Origin of the sequence: Mesorhizobium sp. M5C.F.Cr.IN.023.01.1.1 (assembly GCF_003997585.1) — a bacterium.
GTDB lineage: Bacteria > Pseudomonadota > Alphaproteobacteria > Rhizobiales > Rhizobiaceae > Mesorhizobium > Mesorhizobium wenxiniae.
This window is the reverse complement of the sequence record NZ_RZSU01000106.1, coordinates 1-20356: the sequence shown is the minus strand read 5'-3', so window position 1 is coordinate 20356 and position 20356 is coordinate 1. Positions and strand designations below refer to the sequence as shown.

Annotated in this window: 22 protein-coding genes; 12 read left to right on the top strand and 10 right to left on the bottom strand. The window is 59.4% G+C overall.

All coding sequences use genetic code 11. The features are described from left to right. On the bottom strand, positions 1–293 hold a 293-nt coding region (locus EOA78_RS36595; protein ID WP_206533522.1), incomplete at its 3' end, for a hypothetical protein. Between EOA78_RS36595 and EOA78_RS28995 the strand changes: the two genes are divergently transcribed. The 5 genes from EOA78_RS28995 (at position 270) to EOA78_RS28975 (ending at position 4851) form a co-directional block, all read left to right on the top strand. Further along, on the top strand, positions 270–2258 hold the full coding sequence (locus EOA78_RS28995) for an AAA family ATPase (protein ID WP_206533521.1): 1989 nt from the start codon (positions 270–272) through the stop codon (positions 2256–2258). The genes EOA78_RS36595 and EOA78_RS28995 overlap by 24 nt on opposite strands. A gap of 130 nt (positions 2259–2388) precedes the next feature. Next, positions 2389–2601, top strand: coding sequence for a ribbon-helix-helix domain-containing protein (locus EOA78_RS28990; RefSeq protein WP_127318435.1), 213 nt, complete (start codon positions 2389–2391; stop codon positions 2599–2601). A gap of 195 nt (positions 2602–2796) precedes the next feature. Continuing rightward, a complete protein-coding gene (locus EOA78_RS28985; RefSeq protein WP_127318433.1) occupies positions 2797–3507 on the top strand; it encodes a helix-turn-helix domain-containing protein in 711 nt (236 codons plus the stop codon). A gap of 349 nt (positions 3508–3856) precedes the next feature. Beyond that, the gene (locus EOA78_RS28980) at positions 3857–4516 is read left to right on the top strand and encodes an AAA family ATPase (protein ID WP_127318431.1); all 660 of its coding nucleotides are present in this window, start codon (positions 3857–3859) and stop codon (positions 4514–4516) included. Further along, positions 4513–4851 (top strand): chromosome partitioning protein ParB, encoded by a 339-nt coding sequence (locus EOA78_RS28975; RefSeq protein WP_206533523.1) that lies wholly within the window; start codon positions 4513–4515, stop codon positions 4849–4851. The genes EOA78_RS28980 and EOA78_RS28975 overlap by 4 nt, the downstream gene beginning before the upstream one ends. Positions 4852–5140: 289 nt before the next feature. Here EOA78_RS28975 and EOA78_RS28970 read toward each other — a convergent pair whose 3' ends face one another. The 6 genes from EOA78_RS28970 to EOA78_RS28945 are packed head-to-tail and all read right to left on the bottom strand — an operon-like array spanning position 5141 to position 9915. Then, the gene (locus tag EOA78_RS28970; RefSeq protein ID WP_245477801.1) at positions 5141–6313 is read right to left on the bottom strand and encodes a dienelactone hydrolase family protein; all 1173 of its coding nucleotides are present in this window, start codon (positions 6311–6313) and stop codon (positions 5141–5143) included. Positions 6314–6330: 17 nt separating this feature from the next. Then, a complete protein-coding gene (locus EOA78_RS28965) occupies positions 6331–6678 on the bottom strand; it encodes a hypothetical protein (protein ID WP_127318429.1) in 348 nt (115 codons plus the stop codon). Continuing rightward, positions 6675–8321, bottom strand: coding sequence for a type IV secretory system conjugative DNA transfer family protein (locus tag EOA78_RS28960; protein ID WP_127318427.1), 1647 nt, complete (start codon positions 8319–8321; stop codon positions 6675–6677). Before EOA78_RS28960 ends, EOA78_RS28965 begins: the two co-directional genes overlap by 4 nt. Next, on the bottom strand, positions 8318–8629 hold the full coding sequence (locus tag EOA78_RS28955) for a mobilization protein (RefSeq protein ID WP_127318425.1): 312 nt from the start codon (positions 8627–8629) through the stop codon (positions 8318–8320). Before EOA78_RS28955 ends, EOA78_RS28960 begins: the two co-directional genes overlap by 4 nt. A 10-nt stretch (positions 8630–8639) precedes the next feature. Continuing rightward, positions 8640–9431 (bottom strand): NYN domain-containing protein, encoded by a 792-nt coding sequence (locus tag EOA78_RS28950; RefSeq protein ID WP_127318423.1) that lies wholly within the window; start codon positions 9429–9431, stop codon positions 8640–8642. A gap of 4 nt (positions 9432–9435) precedes the next feature. Beyond that, the gene (locus EOA78_RS28945) at positions 9436–9915 is read right to left on the bottom strand and encodes a hypothetical protein (protein ID WP_245477799.1); all 480 of its coding nucleotides are present in this window, start codon (positions 9913–9915) and stop codon (positions 9436–9438) included. 181 nt (positions 9916–10096) lie between these two features. Here EOA78_RS28945 and traA point away from each other — a divergent pair, with 181 nt between their 5' ends. The 3 genes from traA to EOA78_RS28930 all read left to right on the top strand — a co-directional run bounded on the left by traA (position 10097) and on the right by EOA78_RS28930 (position 15215). Further along, positions 10097–13627 carry a Ti-type conjugative transfer relaxase TraA gene (traA, locus tag EOA78_RS28940; RefSeq protein ID WP_206533520.1) on the top strand — a complete coding sequence of 1177 codons (3531 nt, stop codon included), beginning with the start codon at positions 10097–10099 and terminating at the stop codon, positions 13625–13627. A gap of 8 nt (positions 13628–13635) precedes the next feature. Beyond that, positions 13636–13788, top strand: a complete 153-nt coding sequence (locus EOA78_RS36255; protein WP_164783981.1) for a hypothetical protein — start codon at positions 13636–13638, stop codon at positions 13786–13788. 272 nt (positions 13789–14060) lie between these two features. After that, on the top strand, positions 14061–15215 hold the full coding sequence (locus EOA78_RS28930; protein ID WP_127318417.1) for a DNA cytosine methyltransferase: 1155 nt from the start codon (positions 14061–14063) through the stop codon (positions 15213–15215). Here EOA78_RS28930 and EOA78_RS28925 read toward each other — a convergent pair. Then, the gene (locus EOA78_RS28925) at positions 15197–16111 is read right to left on the bottom strand and encodes a NotI family restriction endonuclease (protein ID WP_127318415.1); all 915 of its coding nucleotides are present in this window, start codon (positions 16109–16111) and stop codon (positions 15197–15199) included. The genes EOA78_RS28930 and EOA78_RS28925 overlap by 19 nt on opposite strands. Positions 16112–16179: 68 nt before the next feature. Here EOA78_RS28925 and EOA78_RS28920 point away from each other — a divergent pair, with 68 nt between their 5' ends. Together EOA78_RS28920 and EOA78_RS28915 are read left to right on the top strand one after the other, a co-directional pair. Beyond that, entirely contained in the window at positions 16180–16593 is a 414-nt protein-coding gene (locus EOA78_RS28920; RefSeq protein ID WP_127318413.1) for a very short patch repair endonuclease, read from the top strand. Between the two features lie 655 nt (positions 16594–17248). Beyond that, on the top strand, positions 17249–17767 hold the full coding sequence (locus tag EOA78_RS28915; protein WP_127318411.1) for a hypothetical protein: 519 nt from the start codon (positions 17249–17251) through the stop codon (positions 17765–17767). Positions 17768–18237: 470 nt separating this feature from the next. Here EOA78_RS28915 and EOA78_RS28910 read toward each other — a convergent pair whose 3' ends face one another. Beyond that, positions 18238–18495 carry a hypothetical protein gene (locus tag EOA78_RS28910; RefSeq protein WP_127318409.1) on the bottom strand — a complete coding sequence of 86 codons (258 nt, stop codon included), beginning with the start codon at positions 18493–18495 and terminating at the stop codon, positions 18238–18240. Between the two features lie 239 nt (positions 18496–18734). Next, a complete protein-coding gene (locus tag EOA78_RS28905) occupies positions 18735–19031 on the bottom strand; it encodes a hypothetical protein (protein ID WP_127318407.1) in 297 nt (98 codons plus the stop codon). Positions 19032–19217: 186 nt separating this feature from the next. On the opposite strand from EOA78_RS28905, the gene EOA78_RS36250 reads away from it, so the two are divergent. Then, a complete protein-coding gene (locus EOA78_RS36250; protein WP_164783979.1) occupies positions 19218–19373 on the top strand; it encodes a hypothetical protein in 156 nt (51 codons plus the stop codon). A gap of 372 nt (positions 19374–19745) precedes the next feature. Further along, a complete protein-coding gene (locus EOA78_RS28900) occupies positions 19746–20351 on the top strand; it encodes a recombinase family protein (protein ID WP_127318405.1) in 606 nt (201 codons plus the stop codon). The last annotated feature ends 5 nt before the right edge of the window (positions 20352–20356 follow it).

The window sequence follows — 20356 nt, the reverse complement described above, 5'->3', positions numbered from 1 at the left end:
ATGTGGGGCGGTACCGCAACTCGGCCGCATCTGGCAATCCGCAGCTTGCCAAGCACACCTTCATCGCCGGGGCGAACGGCTACGGCAAAACTACGCTCTGCGCCGTCCTGCGCTCCCTGCAAACCGGCGATCCGGCCCATGTTCTCGGTCGCAAGACCCTTGGCGCGACCGACGCGCCGGCGATCGAGCTGCTGCTGGAGGGTGGGCAGGTCCGCTTCGATGGCACGGCATGGAGCGCGATCAAGCCGGAAATCGCCATCTTCGACGGCGTGTTCGTGGCCGAGAATGTTCATTCCGGCGAGGTCGTGGACATCGAGCACAAGCGCAATCTTTATCGCGTCATCGTGGGTGATGCCGGCGTGAAGCTAGCGACCCAGGAGGCTGACCTAGCAGCCGGGAGCCGCGCCAAGACCGGCGAGATCAGCACGGCGGGCAAGGCGGTTCAGCCGCATGTGCCGACCAGCATGAAGTTGGAGGCCTTCATTGCCCTGCCGGAGACGGTCGATATTGCCGCGCAGATCGAGGCGCAGACGCGCAGCGTGGACGCGCTGCGGCAAGCCGGGGCGCTGCGTGCCCGCCCTGCCCTGTCGGAATTTATCATTCCGTCCCTGCCGGAGGATTTCACCGGCCTGCTGGCCCGGACGATCGACGATATTGCGCAAGACGCGGAGCAACGGTTGTCGGCGCACCTGGCTGCGCGCGGTATGGCCGCCAGCGGCGGTAACTGGATCGCAGACGGCCTCAGCCATGCCGTCGATACGTGCCCTTTCTGTGGCCAGGATATTCAGGGCCTTCCGCTGATAGCCGCGTTCCGGGCCGTGTTCAGCGAGCGTTACAAGGCGCTCACTCGGGAGATCGCCGCCATGAAAGCGGGCGTCGAACGCGACATGGGCGATGCCGCTCTGGCCCGCCTTGGCACCGTCGCGGAGCAGAACAACGGCGGCGTTGAGTTCTGGCAGAAATATTGCGCGATCGAGGCTCCTGCCCTTGCCCTGCCAACGGGTGCTGTGGAGGCAATTCGCGCGCTTGCCTCCGCAGCGATCGAGCTCCTCGACCGCAAGGCGACCGTGCCACTTGAGCCGATCACGCCGAATGAAGGTTTCATCACCGTGCGCGCTGCCTATGGCGGCGCTGCCGCCGCCATCGAGGCGGCAAATACCGTGATCCGGGCGGCGAATGTCGTCATTGCCGACAAGAAGGCGGTCGCCGATGCGGGCGACCTCAAGGCCGCCGAGGCCGAGTTGATCCGTCTGACGGCAATCCAGACCCGGCATCGCGCGGACGTGTCCGAGCTTTGTGCCACCTATACGAAGCTCTCCGGCGAAAAAGACGCCATTGAGACGCGCAAGGAGGCCATCAGGAATCAGCTCGACGCGCACACAAAGACCGTGGTGAAGCCCTACGAGCGGCGCATCAACGACTATCTGGCCGCGTTCAATTCCGGTTTCACCATCACCGAGACCAAGCACGCTTACCCCGGCGGTGTCGCCACATCGAGCTATCAGCTCGTCATCAACGACACGACCGTTGACCTTGGCGACAGCAAGACGCCGGGGGATCGCCCGAGCTTCAAGAACACCCTCAGCGCTGGCGACCGCACCACGCTCGCCCTCGCCTTTTTCCTCGCGCATCTGGAGCGCGACCCGGTTGCAGTTGGAAAGCTGGTCGTGTTCGACGACCCCTTTAACAGTCAGGACGCCTTTCGCCGCCGGCAGACCGTGCATGAGATCATGAAGGTGGCCGGGAAATGCGCCCAGGTGATCGTGCTTTCTCACGATGCCACTTTCCTCAAGCAGGTTTGGGACAAATCGCCGCCCGCCGAGCGTGTCGCGCTGACGATTGCCGATCACCGCGCCCAAGGCTCGAAAATCATGCCGGTGGACCTCGAACACGCCTGCCGAGGGCGGACGGCTACCGACGTTGACGACCTGCAAACCTATCTCACGAGCGGAGCGGGCGGCTTGCTCGACATCATCCGCAAGATGCGTGTGGTCCTCGAAACCCATTGCCGGACGACCTATCCGGGCAGTTTTCTTGCCAATGATTGGCTGGGCGACATGGTGCGGAAAATACGCGAGGGTGGAGACGCCCATCCTGCGCAGGCGCTCTATGACGAACTGGACCAGATCAACGGCTATACGAGCCAGTATCACCACGGGGAGAACATGGCCGACGCCACGCCGGATCAGATCGACCCGTCCGAGCTAACGGGGTTTACGAAGCGCACCTTGCGCATCGTTAATGCACTTCAAGCTTAGGGTGAGTCGGCGTCAAATCGACCCCCCAAGCCCTGCCAATTGTCTGCCGGAGCATCAGATTTGCGCGAGATTTCCGCACCTTAGCGATAAGGGGTTGCAGAATCGGTATTTTTGGCGTTGCGTGTAACGCATGAATCGCACAAAACCGGCAGACAGCACGAAACGGGTAAGCGCGCTTAGAGAGCGTCGCCGTGCTGCTGGCGTTTCCACACTTGCAACGCCTCTCCCCGTGGAACTGATCGCGGAAATTGATCGGATCAAGGAAGAGCGTGGCGCGGCGTCTCGTGCGCCGATCATAGAAGAAGCCGTGAGGTTACTTATCGAGAAGCAACAGAGGGCATGAAATGAAAAACCCCTCGCCGCGCCAACGGCTAGGGGTTTTCGGATTACGGAACCAGCTTTGTTAGGCTAGCCTCAACAGCTCCCAACATAGCTGGTTAGCAGTAAGCCTGCAAGATATGCGTCTTGCGGGAACGCTGAATCTTTGTCCGTTGTCCACCTCCCTCATGCCCTCTCAGATGGAGAGGACGAAAGGACGATGTTTGAACAGATTGGGGCGGTGCTCGCAGGGGCACCGGCCGAACGGGAGCGCACACCCGTTCGGCGGCATTCCCGCGCGGCCGGGAAATGCGAGGGCGTATTCTGGCGCAGGACCGACCGACAGCAGGTCCGCCAGATCGTGTTGGCAGCACAGCGCTACGAACTGGCCGGTCGGCAGCCAGGCGCACGCAATGGACCCTTGGGGGGCGTGGCGATCGAGCTGCTGGAGTTGTTCGCCAATCTCGTTGATTTCCGTACCGGTCGGCTGGACCCTTCCATAGATACCCTCATGCTCAAGCTGAGGCGGTCGCGTGACGCGATCGTGCGCGCCTTGAAAGCGCTGCGGGCGCATGGCTTCCTCGACTGGCTTCGGCGCTACGTGCCGACCGGCAACGAGGGACGCGGCCCCCAGGTGCAGCAGACCAGCAATGCCTATCGTATGTCTCTCCCTGAGAAGGCACGGCAGCTCCTGGGGCGTTGGGGCGTGGCCCCTCTCCCTCCGGACGATCATGTGCAGGCCGAGGCTGAGCGTGCGGCCGCCATTGAGGCGCACCGGGCATCGCTCGATATAGAGGGGCGAACTCTGTTCGATGTAGGCGACAATCCCTTGGGGCGGGCCCTCGCCCGCCTTGGAAAGTCGATCAAACAACGTGAATCCGCCAGACAGACTGAATCCCCTTCTGGTTTCTATTTCTATAGACGAGAATAAACGGACACCGCTGTTCGGGCTGCTCACGCAGCCCTGCGGTGGTTCCGGCCCGCGTTAAGTGCGGGCCGGAACGGCACCCTCACAACACAAAACCGCAACCTCTTCACCTGCGGCCATTGCCGCATGGGCTTTTGAGAGAACGCAGGCGGAGGGGTTAGCGCTTAATGTGAAATCATGATTGCATGCAATCATGTGGGAGCTAGGACGATGCCGAGGCCCCGCCGAAGCTGTTTGCGGCGAGTGGCCCAAAACCGATGCCGGCTGACCAGGCTTAATAAACCGTCAATGTAACCATGCTTTCTTGCTGGCAGGAAAGCATGTACGCCTAATTTCATGAAAGGATGCAAGCATGATTACAGTCGCGTTCTGCACGCAAAAGGGGGGAACCGGAAAGACGACAATCGCCACGGCGCTCGCTGTCGCCGCGCATTTAAGCGGGAAGAAATCGGCCTTGCTCGACCTTGATCCTCAGACGAACGCCGTCAATTGGTTCGACCGGCGCGAGCGTGACGGCCCAGACGTTGCCTCGATACAGCCTGGCGCTATCCGGCGTTCGCTGGACGCCTATCGCGGCCTTGGCATGGATTGGGTGTTTATTGACACACCTGGCAAGATGGACAGCGCCTCAACAGAAGCGGCCAAGCACGCCGATATGGTCTTGATCCCGACACAGGCGCAGATATTCGCGATCGACACCTTGGAGCCGCTAAAACGGCTGCTGGACATGGCGGGCAATCCGCCCTCGTTTGTGGTGCTGAATCTCGTGCATCCCAATGCCGGGGGCAGGGCGGTCGACGACGCCGCCGCGATTGCCGATCGCTTTGGCGTGCCAGTCGCCCCCATCCATATGTCGCGTCTGAAAGCCTACGAGGACGCGCCGGCCCTGGGGCAGACGCCGCAGGAAATGGAGCCACAAGGCCGCGCCGCCCAGGAAGTCGCCGGACTGTTCTCTTTCCTCTCAGAACAGGCAAGCATGATTGCAGGAAAGCATGAAAGGATGAAAGCATGACGCGCAAGCCCTCTCTCTTGGCTGCCGCCATGAAAACCGCTGAGCAACCGGCATCCGTGCCAAAAGCACCGACCACTTCCGACACGCCGGCAGAGCCTAAGGGCCATGCTCGTGGCTTACAGCCGGCGGGGAGCTACGTTGCACCGTCGCGTCTGAATAAGACGGCCAAAACGCACTACCTGCCGCCCGCTTATTGGGAGACGCTGGAAGAAATCAGTTTCCGCACCCGCGATGAACAAGGCAAGCGCATCCCGCAGGAGCGGCTTGTTGCCGAGGCGCTGAATCTGCTTTTCATGAAGTACAATTATCCGCAGGTCCGAGAGAGCGAAAATTAAACGGGAAAGCATGATTGCATGAAATCGTGCTTTCCCAATTCGACCACTCAAGGAAATGAGGAAATCCGGCAATCCGCCCCCGTCCGTCCCTACGGCCCTTTATCGATAGAGCGGGCCGGTCGGGGGCTACCGTCGCCTTTGCTGCTGGAAAATTCCGGCCCGGAAGCGAACGCTCTTTTTGATTGGGCCGTAGAGAGCTGGAGGGGCAGCCAGTGATAATGTCCCGGCGATTAGGGTAAAACCGCCAGCTTCCGCTTCGCTGCGATCTCGGCGCGTAGCTATCAAATATTTAAACTTCGCTAAAGTCGTAGCGAAACCCGCGAACATCCCAGAGCTCCGCTAAAGTCGGAGTTTCTTTCAAAAATCGCAGCACCTTCCTGGCTGCGATTATGTTGTAAGGGAAAATCCCAACAGACGAATGTCCGCAATTGAGACGCAGGACCTCTGGCGAACTACCGCATTTCGTTAATAGCTCTATCACGCGATCCGCAGCTTCTGGACGTGCGATCGTATCGTCTTTGCCAAGCACGAACATCATATCCAGGCGAGGACGTGTGAGGCCCCAAGTATGCATCTCCAGGTTAATGAGGCCCCAAGCGGTTCTCAAATCTTCGAGGGACATGGCAGGTTCAATACGACCACGTAACGACTTCATGGTCTCCGCAGTCCAAACAAGATCAGCAGGACTCATTGGCGATACCATGAGAACCGCTTTATCAACCTTCTCTTCTTGGGCAGCGATCAGACCAGCAACCGTTCCACCTAAGCACATGCCTACGACGGAGATTTTGTTATACCCCTGACGATGAAGCCAACGAACAATCTTACGGCCATCTAATACTGCCTGTCTCATCGACCGGACGGTACGGCCTAAATTCGCGTTGAAGAATTGCTCCTCGGAGTAAACGTCGGAACCACGATCAAAGTGATACGGAAGGGTAGCCTCGATAACTGTTATGCCCCTTGCAGCAAAGAACTTCGAGAAGCTGTCGTAACGGTTCCGCGCGTACCAATGATGAAACACAATAAGTGCATGATCTTTCGATCCGCTATCGGTGACTACACATTTAAATGTATTGTTTTTTTCATCTGAAGTTGTGATGTCGGACTGAAAAGTAACACTATTTTCGTCTTCGCTTAACGGCTTAGGGGGCAAAATCGGGGAGAAAAATAGTTCTCCGTCGGCGATATTCGTGAACGCCAGGTCGCCACCGCTGGCATACCTGTCCTCGGTCTCGTTAACCGCGAACGCCAAGGAGGTATCATAACCAAACTCTATGAACGTGTGATCGATATGCTTCTGGCGTTGTAGTGACCTCAAGATGTGCTTGCGATCATGACGACGGGCTAGATAACGAAACATATTTTTTCCCATTTCTTGCAGATTAGGGGCGTCCTGGAATTTTTGCGCCGCGCGTTGCAGTTCGCGGCGTTCCGATCGGGCAGATGGGCCATTGATCATTTTCCATGGCCCGCCCTTTAATGCACTGTCGAACTGGATAAGGGCAGCAGCTTCACAGTCCTGTTTATGACTTTGCGGAACTGTCGCCAATCGGGTAGGTCCCGTTCGTTCACCCGCTCCTGAACCGCGGTCAATATCCAGCCGACGCAGGCAATGTCATCGTCGGCCCTGTAGGTATCAGACCGCTTGAAACAGGCGACGATGCGGGGACGGGCATCGCCATTATCTTTGGGAATACCGGCAATCAACGTTTGAGCCTCCTGGTAGGCGAGCGCGATACGCCGCCGATCGTCGGGACCGCTTTGCAAGACCATCCCGCACGCCCAGGCGAGAGTTCTGGACATATCCTCGGACTCGCTTTTCATGCCGGATCGAACGACCCCCTGAACTCCGGATCGGCATAATAGGCGAGTTTTCCGGCGATGATCGGCCGTTGCCCTGCCAGGAACAGCAATTCGATGTGCTGCGCCATGCTGCGAACTTCATCCGGGGTGAGCAGCGGTCGCGCCGTGTGATGCTGACTGTAGGAGATACCGGATTTTTCGGAATCGAGGGCGCGCCCCATGGTTTGGAAGATGACGGTTTCCTGTCCGAGCAGATCGGAAACCAGACGGGCGCTGTCGTGGTCGTTGACGCCGAAGACCTGGAGGACGCCGGCATTCGACAGGAAGGTCCCCGCCCGCTGTCCATAGGTGGCACGGAGCTGGTGGACGTCCTGAAGGATCGGCCAGAGCTGGACGCCATAGCCGGCCATGAGGCCCATGGCGCGTTCGACGGGAGCCAGATGCCCGAGGGCGGCGAACTCGTCGAGGAGATAAAGCACAGGGACGGCCGGCTTCGTTGGCTCGCGTGCCATGTCCGTGAGGCTTTGCGTCACGAGGAGACGCAACCACCGCGAATAGGTCGAGAGCCGATCGGGCGGCAGGACCAGGAAGACGGAGACGTTCCGGCGCTTGAGATCGGTAAAGCGAAAATCGGACCGACCCAGAACGGCGGTCATGCGGGGGCTATCAAGGAAATGGGTATGGCGCTGCGCGGCTGACAGGACGCCGGCGGCTTCGCGATCGGATTTTCCGAGAAAACGGTTTGCCGCTCGCGCGATCAGGCCGGCCGCCTCCTGGCTTTCCTGCATGCGTTTGAGCAGGGCGGAGAACTGTTCCGGGGCGAGTGTGAGATATTCACGGAGTGTGCTGAGGTGACGTCGGCCGGAGGATTCCGTCGCAACGATCTTCAGGATCAATCCGGCAATGAGCGCCTTGGCTTCCTCATTCCAATGTGCCTCGCCCGTCATGCCGGGCTCGTCAAACACGAGAGCGTCGGCAAGGGTGCTGGCGTCTTCCGCGACGTCGACTCCATCGGGATCGAGCGTGTCGAGCGGATTGAAGGCGGCCGAGGCCAGGCCGGTAATACCGAAGGGATCGAGGACATGGACGGGGCCGAATTGCTGGCGGGCACGACCGGCGATCTTCGCATTCTCGCCCTTGGGATCGATGCAGATGACGGAACGGTCGGCGGTGAGCAGGTTCGGAATGATCGTTCCCACGCCCTTGCCGGTTCGCGTCGGCGCCATGGTCAGCAGATGGGCTGGACCATCGTAGCGCAGCAGCTTCCCGGTCTTCGGATCGCGGCCGATCAGGAGGCCGGAGTCGGTGCGGGCGAGGGGAGCAACTTCCCTGTCGGTCGCAAAGCGGGCGGAGCCGTGGGTGTCGGCGTCGAGGTGCCCGAAATGGAGTGAGACAAAGGGGGCGATCATCGCCAGGAAGAGTAGCGCCATGAAGACCATGAAGGCGATATTGAAAACGCCCCATGCCCATGTGCCTTCCTGAAACCCTGCCTCCATCAACATCGGGCCGACAGTAAGGCCGATAACGAGAACAAGTCCGAGATAGATAGCGGCGAACGTCAAGCCGCTCTTGCTCAGCGCAGTCGCAAGCAGGTTGGCGAATGCCCAGCCCGGGTTTTGGAGAGCCAGGCGGATCATGGTCGAAAACGCTTTTGTCACTCTCATGCAGGCTGTTCCGTAGAGGGGGAGGTGTTGGCGGGTTCGGAAGTATTCTTCGCGTCGAGGAGATCGGCAAACAACGTCTTGTCACTATCACGGGTAAGAAAGCCCGGAAGCTCGCGGCGCAACCAATCACCGAGGCGCTTGGTGAATTCCGGATCGTTTGTGTTCTCCAATCGATGCAGAACGAGCGCGCCGAGCAGTACCTTGCGGCGAGTATCGTTGGCTCGCTCCTGTTTCGACAGTCGCGCCTTGAGAGCGGAACGTTGCGCCTCCAGTTCGGCCAATCGCTGTTCGATGGTTTTGCGTGCCATGCTTGTTCCTTCACTTCGTTGCGGGAGCGGCCTTGAGCTTGACCATGATGATTTTCGGGTGATCGCCCGTACTCTCCATGTCGACGAGTCCGGACGCCGCGACGAGATCGGACAGACGGGCGAAGCCGTAGTTGCGGGCGTCGAAATCCGGCGACTGTTTGGCCAGATGTGCACCGACGCGGGCGAGATTGGCACGCCCGTCCTCGTCGGCCGAGGCGGTGACGGCCTTGGTGAGCATTTCGAGGGCAGCATGATCGAGCGACGGTCTTACCAGCGCCGGTTTGGCGATCGGCGGGGCGGCCTTTTGCGCCGCGGCCGGCTTGCGGGTTTTCGGTTCGGCCGCGCCCGGCGCTTCAGGTCCCGGTGCTGCGCCATTGAGCACATCGAAATAAACGAATTTGTCGCAGGCGGTGATGAACGGGCGCGGCGTCTTGCGTTCACCGAAACCATAGACCGTCACGGCCTGTTCGCGCAGCCGTGCCGCCAGTCTGGCAAAATCGCTGTCGCTTGAGACGATGCAGAAGCCGGAGAAGCGGCCGGTGTAAAGCAGGTCCATGGCGTCGATGATCATCGCGCCGTCGGTGGCGTTCTTTCCGGTGGTGTAGGCGAACTGCTGGACCGGCTGAATGGAATGCTCCAGCAGGCAGTCCTTCCAGCCTTTGAGATTCGGGCCTGTCCAGTCGCCGTAAATGCGTTTGACGCTCGCCACGCCATAGTTAGCGATTTCGGCGAGCAGCCCGGTGACGATCTTCGGCGATGCATTATCCCCGTCGATGAGAAGCGCGAGTGTTTCAGACGCCATCGGCCTAACGTGCCTCACCTTCAGTTACGGCGAACTGTTTTCCTTCCGGCAGCAGATGTGGATCCTCGACTGTGGCCGTATGTTCCGGGCGCGTTGCCGTCGCGGGAAAGACGATGCCGGTGATTTCCGGTTCGCTGTTGAGAATGCCCGCCAGGAGCTGATCGACTTCCTTGACGTAGTTGCCAGCGAAGTCACGACTCACATTCAGGTCACCCTTCGTGGTCTTGATGGTGACGCCAGCGAGATGCGGCAGGAGATCGAAGATCCGCGTCAGCGAATTGTTGGTCTCGGCACTGAAGGCGATCGGCGCATCAGCATTTCCGACCATCAGCAACTGCCATGGCGGCCGGCGCGTCCTGATTTCCGTCAACCTGTCGATCCCGCCTCTGTCACCAGTCTCTCCGCTCATGGCGCTCTCCATCTCATTGCCGATACGACGGTTACTATAGGAATGTTGCTGCTCAATTTCATGGAAAAGTTGCATCGCCGCTTGAAAATACAGCCTGGGTGTTGCACATTCGCGACCTCATCTTGAGTGCACTGAGGTTTCCGCAGGCGCCGCACCGTGGCCGAATGAGCGAAGCGAAGAAGGTCACAAGGGCGCACTTACGAGTTGCTGCGCAACTCAGATGCGCCGATCGCAGATCGGGGAAGGGCAACGGCGTTTGGCGATCTACCATTTGAGCGCAAAGCCGATCTCGCGGGCGAAGGGCCGTAGCGCCGTCGCTTCCGCGGCTTATCGTGCGGCTGTGCGCTTGACGAACGAGCGCGACGGGCTTGTGCATGACTTTACCCGGAAGGAGGGGGTGGAGCACTGCGAGATCGTCTTGCCGCAAGGGGTCTCCGCCGATTGGGCTTTGGACCGTTCGGCCTTGTGGAATGCGGCCGAGTTTGCGGAAAAGCGGAAGGACGCGCGTGTCGCTCGCGAATTCGAGATCGCGCTTCCGCACGAGCTGTCGGCGGAAGGGCGGTTGGAGGCGGCGCGGGCGTTCGCGCAGGATCTCGCCGATCGCTATGGCGCGGCGGTGGATTTCGCGATCCACGCGCCGCATGACAGTAGCGACGTCCGCAACCACCATGCGCACGTGATGATGACGACGCGGCAGGTTGGCGAAGACGGTTTTGGCGACAAGACCTATATCGAGCGCGAGAACAAATGGCTGTTGTCAAACGGCCTTGCCACGACCGACATGCAGCTTCGCGACATCCGGCAATCGTGGGAGAGCATTGCCAACCGGCAGCTGCAAAAGGAAGGGCTGGATATCCGGATCGATCACCGGAGCCATGCCGAGCTCGGTCTTGAGATCGAACCGACCGAGCATATGGGTGTGCACGCCACGCAGATGCAGCGGCGCGGGATGGGTGTGTCCCGCGGGCGGCTGGGCGAGGACGCGGCTGAGCGCAATGCGGAGCTGATCCGCGAAAAGCCGGAGCAGGTGCTTTCGATCATCACGCAGGAAAAGAGCGTGTTCGACCGGCGCGATATTGCGCGGACGCTGCATCGCTACATCAACGACGATGCGCAGGCCTTCCAGAATGCCTTTGCCGTCGTGATGGCATCGCCGGCATTGTCCGAGCTTCAGCCGGAGCGTACCGACCAGCAGACAGGAGAGATCAAGCTGGCGCGGTATTCGACGAAGGAAATGATCGAGATCGAATCCGGCATGGCGCGCTCGGCCGAGAGGATGGCGGAGACGCGCAGCCATGGTGTTGATCGGTGGCATGTCAGCCGAGCGATGGAACGGGAGGACGCGGCGCTTCAGAAAAGCTCGGCCGATGAAACCGCGCAGGGAGGTCCTGTGCCACGGCTTTCCGACGAGCAGCGGCGTGCGATCGAGCATATCACCGGACCGGAACGCATATCCGCTGTCGTCGGTTTCGCCGGCGCTGGCAAGTCCACCATGCTGGCGGCGGCCCGCGAGGCCTGGGAGGCGCAGGGTTATCAGGTTCATGGCGCAGCACTGTCCGGAAAGGCGGCCGAAGGGCTGGAGGAAAGTTCCGGTATCCAGAGCCGCACGCTCGCATCCTGGTCCCGCGGCTGGGATAACGACCGGGGAATGATCGGCCGCGGCGACGTGTTTGTCATCGACGAGGCCGGTATGGTGGGGAGCCGGCAGCTTGCCCGCTTCATCGACGAGGCCGAGCAGCGCGGGGCGAAGATCGTTCTTGTTGGCGACCATGAGCAGCTGCAGGCGATCGGAGCCGGCGCGCCCTTTCGGGCCATTGCCGAGCAGATCGGCCATGCCGAGCTGTCCGACATTCGCCGCCAGCGTGAAGACTGGCAGCGGGAGGCATCGGTTTCGTTTGCGACCCACAGAACCGCCGAGGGTCTGGCGGCGTATCGCGACAATGGAAACATTCGCTTTGCGGCTGGTCGCGATGAGGCCCGCGCTGAGATCGTGCGGGATTACCTTGCCGATCGCGAGCAGCGTCCGTACGGCACCCGGGTTGCCATGGCGCATCGCCGTGCCGATGTCCGGGCGCTGAATGCGGACATTCGTTCCGAGCTTCAGGAGCGGGGCGAGCTGGCGAAGGGTGAAGAGGGCGGAGAACTGGTCTTCCAGACCAATGACGGCAAGCGGGCATTCGCTCCCGGCGACCGGATCGTGTTCCTTGAAAATAGCCGGGACCTTGGTGTGAAGAACGGTATGCTGGCCACCATCGAGCATGTTCAAGCCGAACGACCAGGTGCCGGCCCAAGGATCATTGCGCAGCTCGATGGCCGAAACGGCGATAGCGTCAGCATTCCGATGGATACCTATCAGGCGATCGACCACGGCTATGCGACGACGATCCACAAGAACCAGGGGGCGACGGTCGATCGCGCCTTTGTGCTGGCATCCGGCACCATGGACCGACATCTGACCTATGTCGCCATGACCCGGCATCGCGACGGGGTGCAGCTCTATGCCGACCGGCAAGAGTTCGCCGACCGTAAAGCTGGCAAGCTGGTGGAGCACGGCGTTGCGCCTTACGAGCATAAGGAGGGCAACAGCCAGAGCTATTTCGTGACGCTGGAAAGCGAGAAGGGCGAGCGCTTCACCACATGGGGCGTCGATCTGGAACGCGCCATGGCCGAGGCCAAGCCGGAGATCGGTGCGACGATCGGATTGCAACATCAGGGATCAGAGCCGGTTCGGCTTCCGGACGGCCAGACCGTAGAGCGTCATTCATGGAAGGTGCAGGACGCCGGCGAACTGGCCTATCAGCAGTTGGAATCCCGTCTCTCGCGTTCCGGTGCAAAGGAAACGACGCTGGATTATACCCGCGACTTTGCAGAGCGGCGCGGGATCGCGGACGCGTTCGGGGTCAAGAGCGAGATCGAGATACCCCATGAGCGGAAGTCGACGGCCGAGCGGCAACGCCTCGACAGTGGGTCCCCGCAAAAAGCCGGCGGCGGTTTCGTGCAGGCGCAGGGGCTTGGCCCGGACGAGGCCGGGAAAGCCGAGCCGCTTGTGCCGGTGATCACCCGGCATGATCGGAGCATCGAGGAGGTTGCTCGCGAAAAGGCCATGCCGACATTCAACCAATATTGGGAAGCTGTGGAATCGGTCTCTCGGCACGTCTTCCGCGATCCGGTCGAGGTGACGAGCCGGTTGCGTAGCACCATCATCGACCAGGGCGGCGATGGCAAGGCGATGGCGAAGGCCATGGCCGAGCAGCCGGAACGGTTCGGAGACCTTCGGGGAAAATCCGGTCTGCTCGGCGACAACAAGGAGCGCAAGGAGGCACTGCGGTACGCTCGCTCCGTCGCCTCGCATCTGGAATCTTCGGCTTCGACCTGGGAGCGCCGTCTTGGCGAGGAGCGCAAGTCTGAACAGTGGCAGCGCGACAAGCGCGATGTGGTCGAGGTTCCCGGCCTCACCCCGCGCAGCGCCGAAATCCTCGATCGGGTGGATAAGGTATCGGACAACAAACGCGACCAACTGATTGACGAACTGCGATCGACACCGGAGGGCAAGACCGCGCTCGAGGAAGCCAAAGTGGTTGCCAGGGCGCTCGAGCGCCGGTTCGGTCATTCCGATCCCCGCGCCTTTGCCACGGAACTCGAGAAGCGCCCCGAGCTGGCGAAGCGGGCCGATCAGATTACGACCGTTGCCCGCATGGTCGAGCGCACACGCATGGCCGAATTGAGCCGTGACCACACGCTGAAACAGGAGCTTTCCCGCTCGCAGGGGCTTGGGTTGAGCCGATAGGAGGGATCATGAGCAATACGATCAGGGAGGCGGCAGAATCCCGGATTTATGCGCTGCCGGGGTGGGGTTGCGGGATGTTCGGAGGAGGAAAGCTGCTCGCCAGCGGCTTCAGAAATCCACCAAATCTTAAGCATGTTTTTCACCTTTGTGTTGCAGCGTGAGTCAAAGTGATGCACGTTGCATCAACGAAGAACATTAAGAGAACGGAACGATTCGTTATGGTAAGTGCCGCTACCAAAATCCAGCCCAAGACAGGGCCTCGAATAACGGTCAGCTTGCCTCAGCATGACCATCTCGCTCTCAGCGCACTTGCCGAGCGTTGTGACGTATCCCTTTCGTGGCTCACCCGCCAAGCCATTGCCGAGTTTCTTGCGAATCATGGCAAAGAGGATTTGCAGCTTCCCCTTAATCTCGAAAAGAAAGCCTCTCACCAATGAGCAAGGGTTGGACTGTCATTGACCTCTTCTGCGGAGCAGGAGGGCTTTCGGAAGGATTCCGGCAAGCTGGATGCCATGTACTGGCTGGCAACGATTACGATGCAGCGGCCGGAGAAACCTTCAAGGCGACCCACTCCGAGGCCGTGTTTTTGCCGGGGCCGATTCAAAACCATTCGGCCAAGGATTTTTTGCGGGCAGCGAGCCTCAAGAAGGGCGAACTTGACGTTCTCGTGGGCGGCCCGCCCTGCCAAGGCTTCTCCGTCTACAACCACCAACGCGGCCTGCATGACGAGCGGAGCAGCCTTTACCGGGAATATTTGCGTGTCGTCGAAGGGCTGGCCCCGAAATGGGTCGTGCTCGAAAACGTCACCGGCATGACCTCCGCCGGAGGTGGTGCGGCCGTCGCGGCCATTATCGAAGGCCTTGAAGCGCTTGGTTACACAGTGGAAAAGCGTATCCTCAAAGCCGAGGAATACGGCGTGCCGCAAGAGCGCCGCCGCATCGTCTTTATCGGCAACCGCATGGGGCTGCCAATCGTCTGGCCTGAAAGAACCCACGGTGAGGGCCTCCGGCCACTCGTGACGGTTCAGGATGCTATTGGAGACCTTCCCCATCTCGAAAACGGGGAGGACAAAGGTGCTACCGCTTACGCAAAGCCTGCCTTTTCGGAGTACCAGCGGATGCTGCGCGGCAACTGTACCCATGTGCAGAACCATTCCGCGCCGAAGCTCTCGAAAATCAATCTCGACCGGATGCAGCATATCCCGGAAGGTGGAAGCTGGCGGGACATTCCCACGGAGCTGCTGCCGGCTGGGATGAAGAAGGCTAAGCGTAGCGACCACACCAAGCGTTACGGGCGCTTGCGGTGGGACGGCCTTTCGTCAACCATTCTGACCAAATGTGACTTGCATTGGGGTGCTTATATTCACCCGATGCAAGACCGCTCGCTTACTGTCCGCGAGGCAGCCCGGTTCCAGTCCTTCCCGGACTGGTTCGAGTTCAAGGGGTCGCGCACGGAGCAATTCGTGCAGGTCGGCAATGCCGTGCCCCCGTTGCTCGGGCGGAAGATCGCGGAAAGCATCATGCAATCAGCGGAAACGGCGGCCAAATCCAGCAGCTTTGACGAAGAGCTTCACTTGCTGAGAGCCTGATTAATCGCGGTCTCGTACACATTCATGTCGGGAAGATTGCTCGGGAACGTCAGCGCCCGGGCAACCTCATCGACGGCCGTGGTGAATTCCTCGATGAACTCTAGCGGCCGAATCCCCTGTGCATCCGGCGTGGCGCCGAGCTGATAACCCCGGAACGTGATGGTGCTGTTCGCAATCACATAGTTTTGCATGGCGTTGCCAAGCCGGGCCTTGACCTTCTGCAGAACTTCGATGGGACAGACGAAAAAGAGGCCCTTGGTGCACCGCGCTTCGCGGCGCAGGACGTGCCCTTTGTAAATGAGCTGGGGCAGGATGCGCTTGTTCACGTTCTCCCAGTTGAACCCAGCGTCGGAATAACCAGGCGTTCGGCCCCGGACATCGATGAAGGGTTGCCCCGCGAAATAGGCCACAGCTTGCTCGCTGTAATTGCCGGTGGTGTCGATTGTTTGGACTTCCACGGCCGTGAACTCGGCCAGCTTCCCGTCGGTACCAATCCGCGCCAGAACCCAGTCCACATAATAGGTGCCGGTTCTGTCGCCGCCCTTGGGGCGCTGCAACGGGAGCTCCTGCCCCCAATACCGGCCAAACACCGCGACCTCTTGACCCGTCAGTGTCCCAGCGGCGTGCATTCTCTTCACATCCGCCGGTCTTATCAGTACGGAAGTGAACCCGAAAATCCTGTCCGCAATTTCTGCCAGGATTTTATGGTTCTCGGCATAAAGCCGGTTCGGGCAGGCAATGACCGCAGGGCCATTAAGCTGCGCAAGCGAACAGGCCCCATGATTGGGCTTGATACAGTTCTGCCCGACGAACGGACACTTGCGGGCTGCCGCATCAGCGGTAGATAAAGGATGTAACGGTTCCCGGCCGAAAAATTCAGTGATTCGCAAAGCCATAAGTTGCAATCTAAATGGCTTTTCTTGCCCGGCCGAGTCATGCGTCCAGATAACCAGCAGTTTCCACTATGCCCGACCGGATTTCCACCATTCAGCGCTCTGAAAATATGCGGCGCATCAAAAGCAAGAATACCAAACCGGAACTATTAGTCCGCCGCTTGGTGTACCAGATGGGCTACCGCTATCGCATCCATCGGAAAGACCTGCCGGGGAAGCCTGACCTTGCCTTCATAAGTAAACGGAAGGCGATTTTCGTGCATGGTTGCTTTTGGCATGGACACGAAGCAGCCACTTGCCGCGACGGTCGCAGCCCAAAGTCGAACGAGGGCTATTGGAATCCAAAGCTCGCCCGCAATAAAGAGCGGGACGCGGCTCATCAGGCCGCCTTGCGGGCGGCTGGCTGGGATTTTCTGGTGCTTTGGGACTGTGAAACAAAGAACGAGAACGAGCTGCGGGAAAGACTTTCCGAATTTCTTGCTTAGCAAATTCTGCGCCCAGGAGTAAGCCGCTGGCTTTCGCCTGCGGCCTTCAACATCAACCCATTGTACGCGATCGCTAACATCGTCGATTTCTGCTCACATTGCATGGCAATGGCTTTGCGATTGTGCTCACGCTTTGCGCCAATGTGCTTTGCCGACTCGTAATGGTTACCATCCTCTCGGACTCTCCTAATGGAGCACCAAGGAGCACGTTGGAGCACATCGGATAACCAGAGCACAGCGGAGCACCAACAATTTAGAATAACCACTTGGAATTCCACGCCAACCTAGTTTGGCGCAATGTTTACTTTCCCATGAGTTGACGTTATATGTGCATTAGATACGCCGGTTTTTGCCGTTATATGCGGATTGGAAATCCACGAGACAATAACTAAGTTATTGATTTTATTGGGTTTTCTTTCTATATTCTGTTTTGTAGGGTTGGCGATGTCCAAAGTCGCCGGTCGTCATTGGTCTCTGCGGATTCCACGCTCGCGGCGACATCCATCTACGGCGGGTCCAAACCCCGTAGAGCCCAAGCACGCGTTGCGGGTCCAAGCGCAACGCGTGCCAGCTACGAGGTCCAAACTCATAGCGTCTTTCTATCGAAGCTGCGGGGTCCAAACCCGCAGCGCCCCCGTTAAAGAAGGATCATATCATGGCTGCAGCAGCGAAAAGTATCGGGAAGATAGTCGAAGAAAAACAGGCTGAGATTAGAAAACAGGTCTTTGGCGAGCTGGATAAGGCTCACATATGGGACCGTAAGACAGCCAAGGGCTTTACGACCATTCCCCGCACCATGCCCTTGCTAGGGGCGCTGATGGACGGACTGTCTGGCAAAGGAAAGCCCGTTTCCACGACATACTTGGAGCTCTGGTGCAGGAGCAACGATGATGGTTTTGTCACCTTGAGTAAGCAGTCCGATATCGCGTTTGCATCGGGCTTCTCCGGTCTGCGCGGCGTGTCCACATGGAAAGAACGCGTTCGCAAATTGGAAGAACTCAAATTCCTCGCCACGAAGCCGGGCGTGTCCGGAAGCCTCCACTACGTCCAGCTCTGGAATCCGTACCTCATCATCAAATGGCACCACGACAGCAAAACCCCAGGCCTCGCTCAAGATCGCTATTTTGCCCTCGTTGAGAGAATGATCGAAATCGGCGCGAAGGACTTCGCATAGGCGAGAAGCCCTACGCCTTTTGGGATGAATTTCGGTAGTGGCCTTATCTTTGGCGACTCACACGACCTGACCCGCTGATTTTTCAGCTCAACCATTTCGCACTCATTTGTTTTCGCAGCGAAAAAACTGCGGCGATTCGCACTGAACGGTGCTTTTGCGGCCGCATGCTGGTTCGCGCAGACCTGTGCTTTGCGGGAATTTTCAAGCCCGTGCAGCCTGTCCTGCAGAAAGCCGCAACGGAGCGCAGACAATGGGCATGATCGAATTCACAATCGTCGGGGTCGGTATCAAGGGGGTCGGGATTTATGGCCAATCGCTGGCAACGCTTTTCGCTGCGGTTCTCTGCGTGATGGTGTGGCGAAACCGCCCTCGGCGTTAGTGGGGCGTAACTTCGGCAGGTGGGATTGCGTCAGTGCTACTGGCGGCATGCGCACCCCCGAAAGGGTGCGCAATATTAGTTTCGCTACGGCTTACCCTTCACTGAAGAAGTCGAGATAGATTTCGCCGAGCTGCTGCCCGGTCACGCTCATAATTGGGTGATGGCCGGTATCAAGTTGGCCATTCTCGATCTTAGCGGCCACCAAGCGCAACGCTTCTGCCGTTGCGTTTGCGACCTCTCTGGGGGTCTTCCCACCCGAAACTTCCATTTCGATGTGGCAAGTCAGTGCGGCAAGGACTTCCGGGTCGATCTGATCGAACCCGTCCAAAGGCATGGTGCTATCACGCATGACCTTTTCTCCGATTGTTGGCTTGTTTCTCTTCAGCCTAATCGGGTGCAAAACCGACGCTGGGTTCTTATCTCGGTGGCCGAACAAGGCGCCAGGCGCCACCTTATGCTCACATGCGCTTGAAAAGCATATTTCAGCAGCAAGCTATTCGCAATCGATGAGGAGGTCAGAGCAAGAACCCTTCCACTGCTACGTTACGCCGGCCTTGTCCCCAGGGACCGCTGAGGGCCAGGTAGAAACTATTCGATCGTCCCTACGACTTCGTGATTTTTCACGATCGCGCCGACACCCTCATTGAGCAAAGCTAGGATGTTATCCTTCGTCATCGGAAACGTTTCGATCTTCTCGATGTACATTTTAGACCATTCCTCATCAGTCTCGGTGGTCACGTCATTGCGCAGCTGACGCACCGCCTGGCGTGCAACCACCTCGTCGTCAAAGAAGACATCGCGAATGCCGGTATCGGCCCAGCGATTTTCGTCGCGTGAGCCAGATGGCGAGTACGTGTAGAAGGTGAAAGACTGTTCTCTGGGCATAGAGAGATTCCCATGGTTTGCAAGGATCGAAGGCCGCTAGCGCCTTGGCCGATCTTGCGCGGATCTCTCCTGGTCAATCAATTGTTGAATCCTACAAGCCGGCGAAGGGCCGTTTTTGTTCCTTGCATCGCCACGGGCGACAATTTGGGTGCGGTGACTAATGCCGCTCAACACAAGGAACTGATAATGAAACCAGAAACGTTCTACGCCCTCGCCCCCTTCGCAACGGCGGTCGGCACCTTCGCCTACGGCGCCTTCCTCGGCGTCCACCCGCTCTTGGCCGGCATCATCGCCGCTGGATATGGCTTTGCCTACGACTGGCTCGACCGAAAACTTCCGTGAGGACGAGGGGGCGGGTTTCGGTCCGCCCCCACCCTTCGAAAACGGCGCTTTCTGTGAGGCATTTCGGTAGGGAGCGAATGGCCCGCGCTTCCAAATTGCGCCGTAGGGACATGAGCGAGCGGGCAACAAACACGAGGCCTGAGAGGGAACCCGCCTGGTGCTCGCGGTGCTGAGGGCGACCAGCCGGGAGCCGGAACCCTCAGAGCCATAAACCACATCTTCCCGAGGAAGGCTCTCAAAAACGACCGTTTTTGAGACCTTGCTGAAAGATTCTCCGAGCGCCAGGCATGGGCCGCGCAATTCCTCTCAAAACTGTCTCTTGAAATTTGTCTCTCAATTTCCCCATAGTGAGACGAGTTTTAAGAGGTTTGCATGCTTGTCGGCTATGCTCGCGTCTCGACGCAGGATCAGAATCCTGCCTTGCAGCTCGACGCCCTGAAGGCGGCGGGCTGCGAGAAGGTATTCACCGACAAGGCATCCGGCGCGCAGCGCGACCGGCCCGAGCTGGTCGCCGCGCTGTCATACATGCGATCGGGGGATAGCCTCGTCGTCTGGAAGCTCGACCGCCTGGCGCGATCCTTGCCCCAACTTATCGAGACGGTTGCCACGCTTGAGGCTCAGGGCATTGGATTTCGCTCCCTGACGGAGGCGATCGACACGACGACCGCCGGCGGCAAACTGGTCTTTCACGTTTTCGGGGCGCTTGCTGAGTTCGAACGATCCGTGATTCGCGAGCGCACCCGCGCCGGCCTCAAGGCCGCGCGCGATCGCGGCCGCAAGGGAGGACGCCCCCCTGCCCTGTCCGCCGCCGACCTGGCGGTTGCCAAAGCGCTGCTGCGCGATCCGGCGATCACCGTGGACGAGGTGGCGGGCCGGCTAAAGGTTTCGCCCGCTACGCTTTATCGGCATTTGCCGGGCGGGCGCGGCGGTATTGGGGTGCAGGGGGAAACGAATGCTCAAGAAGATCATCTCGATTAAGAATG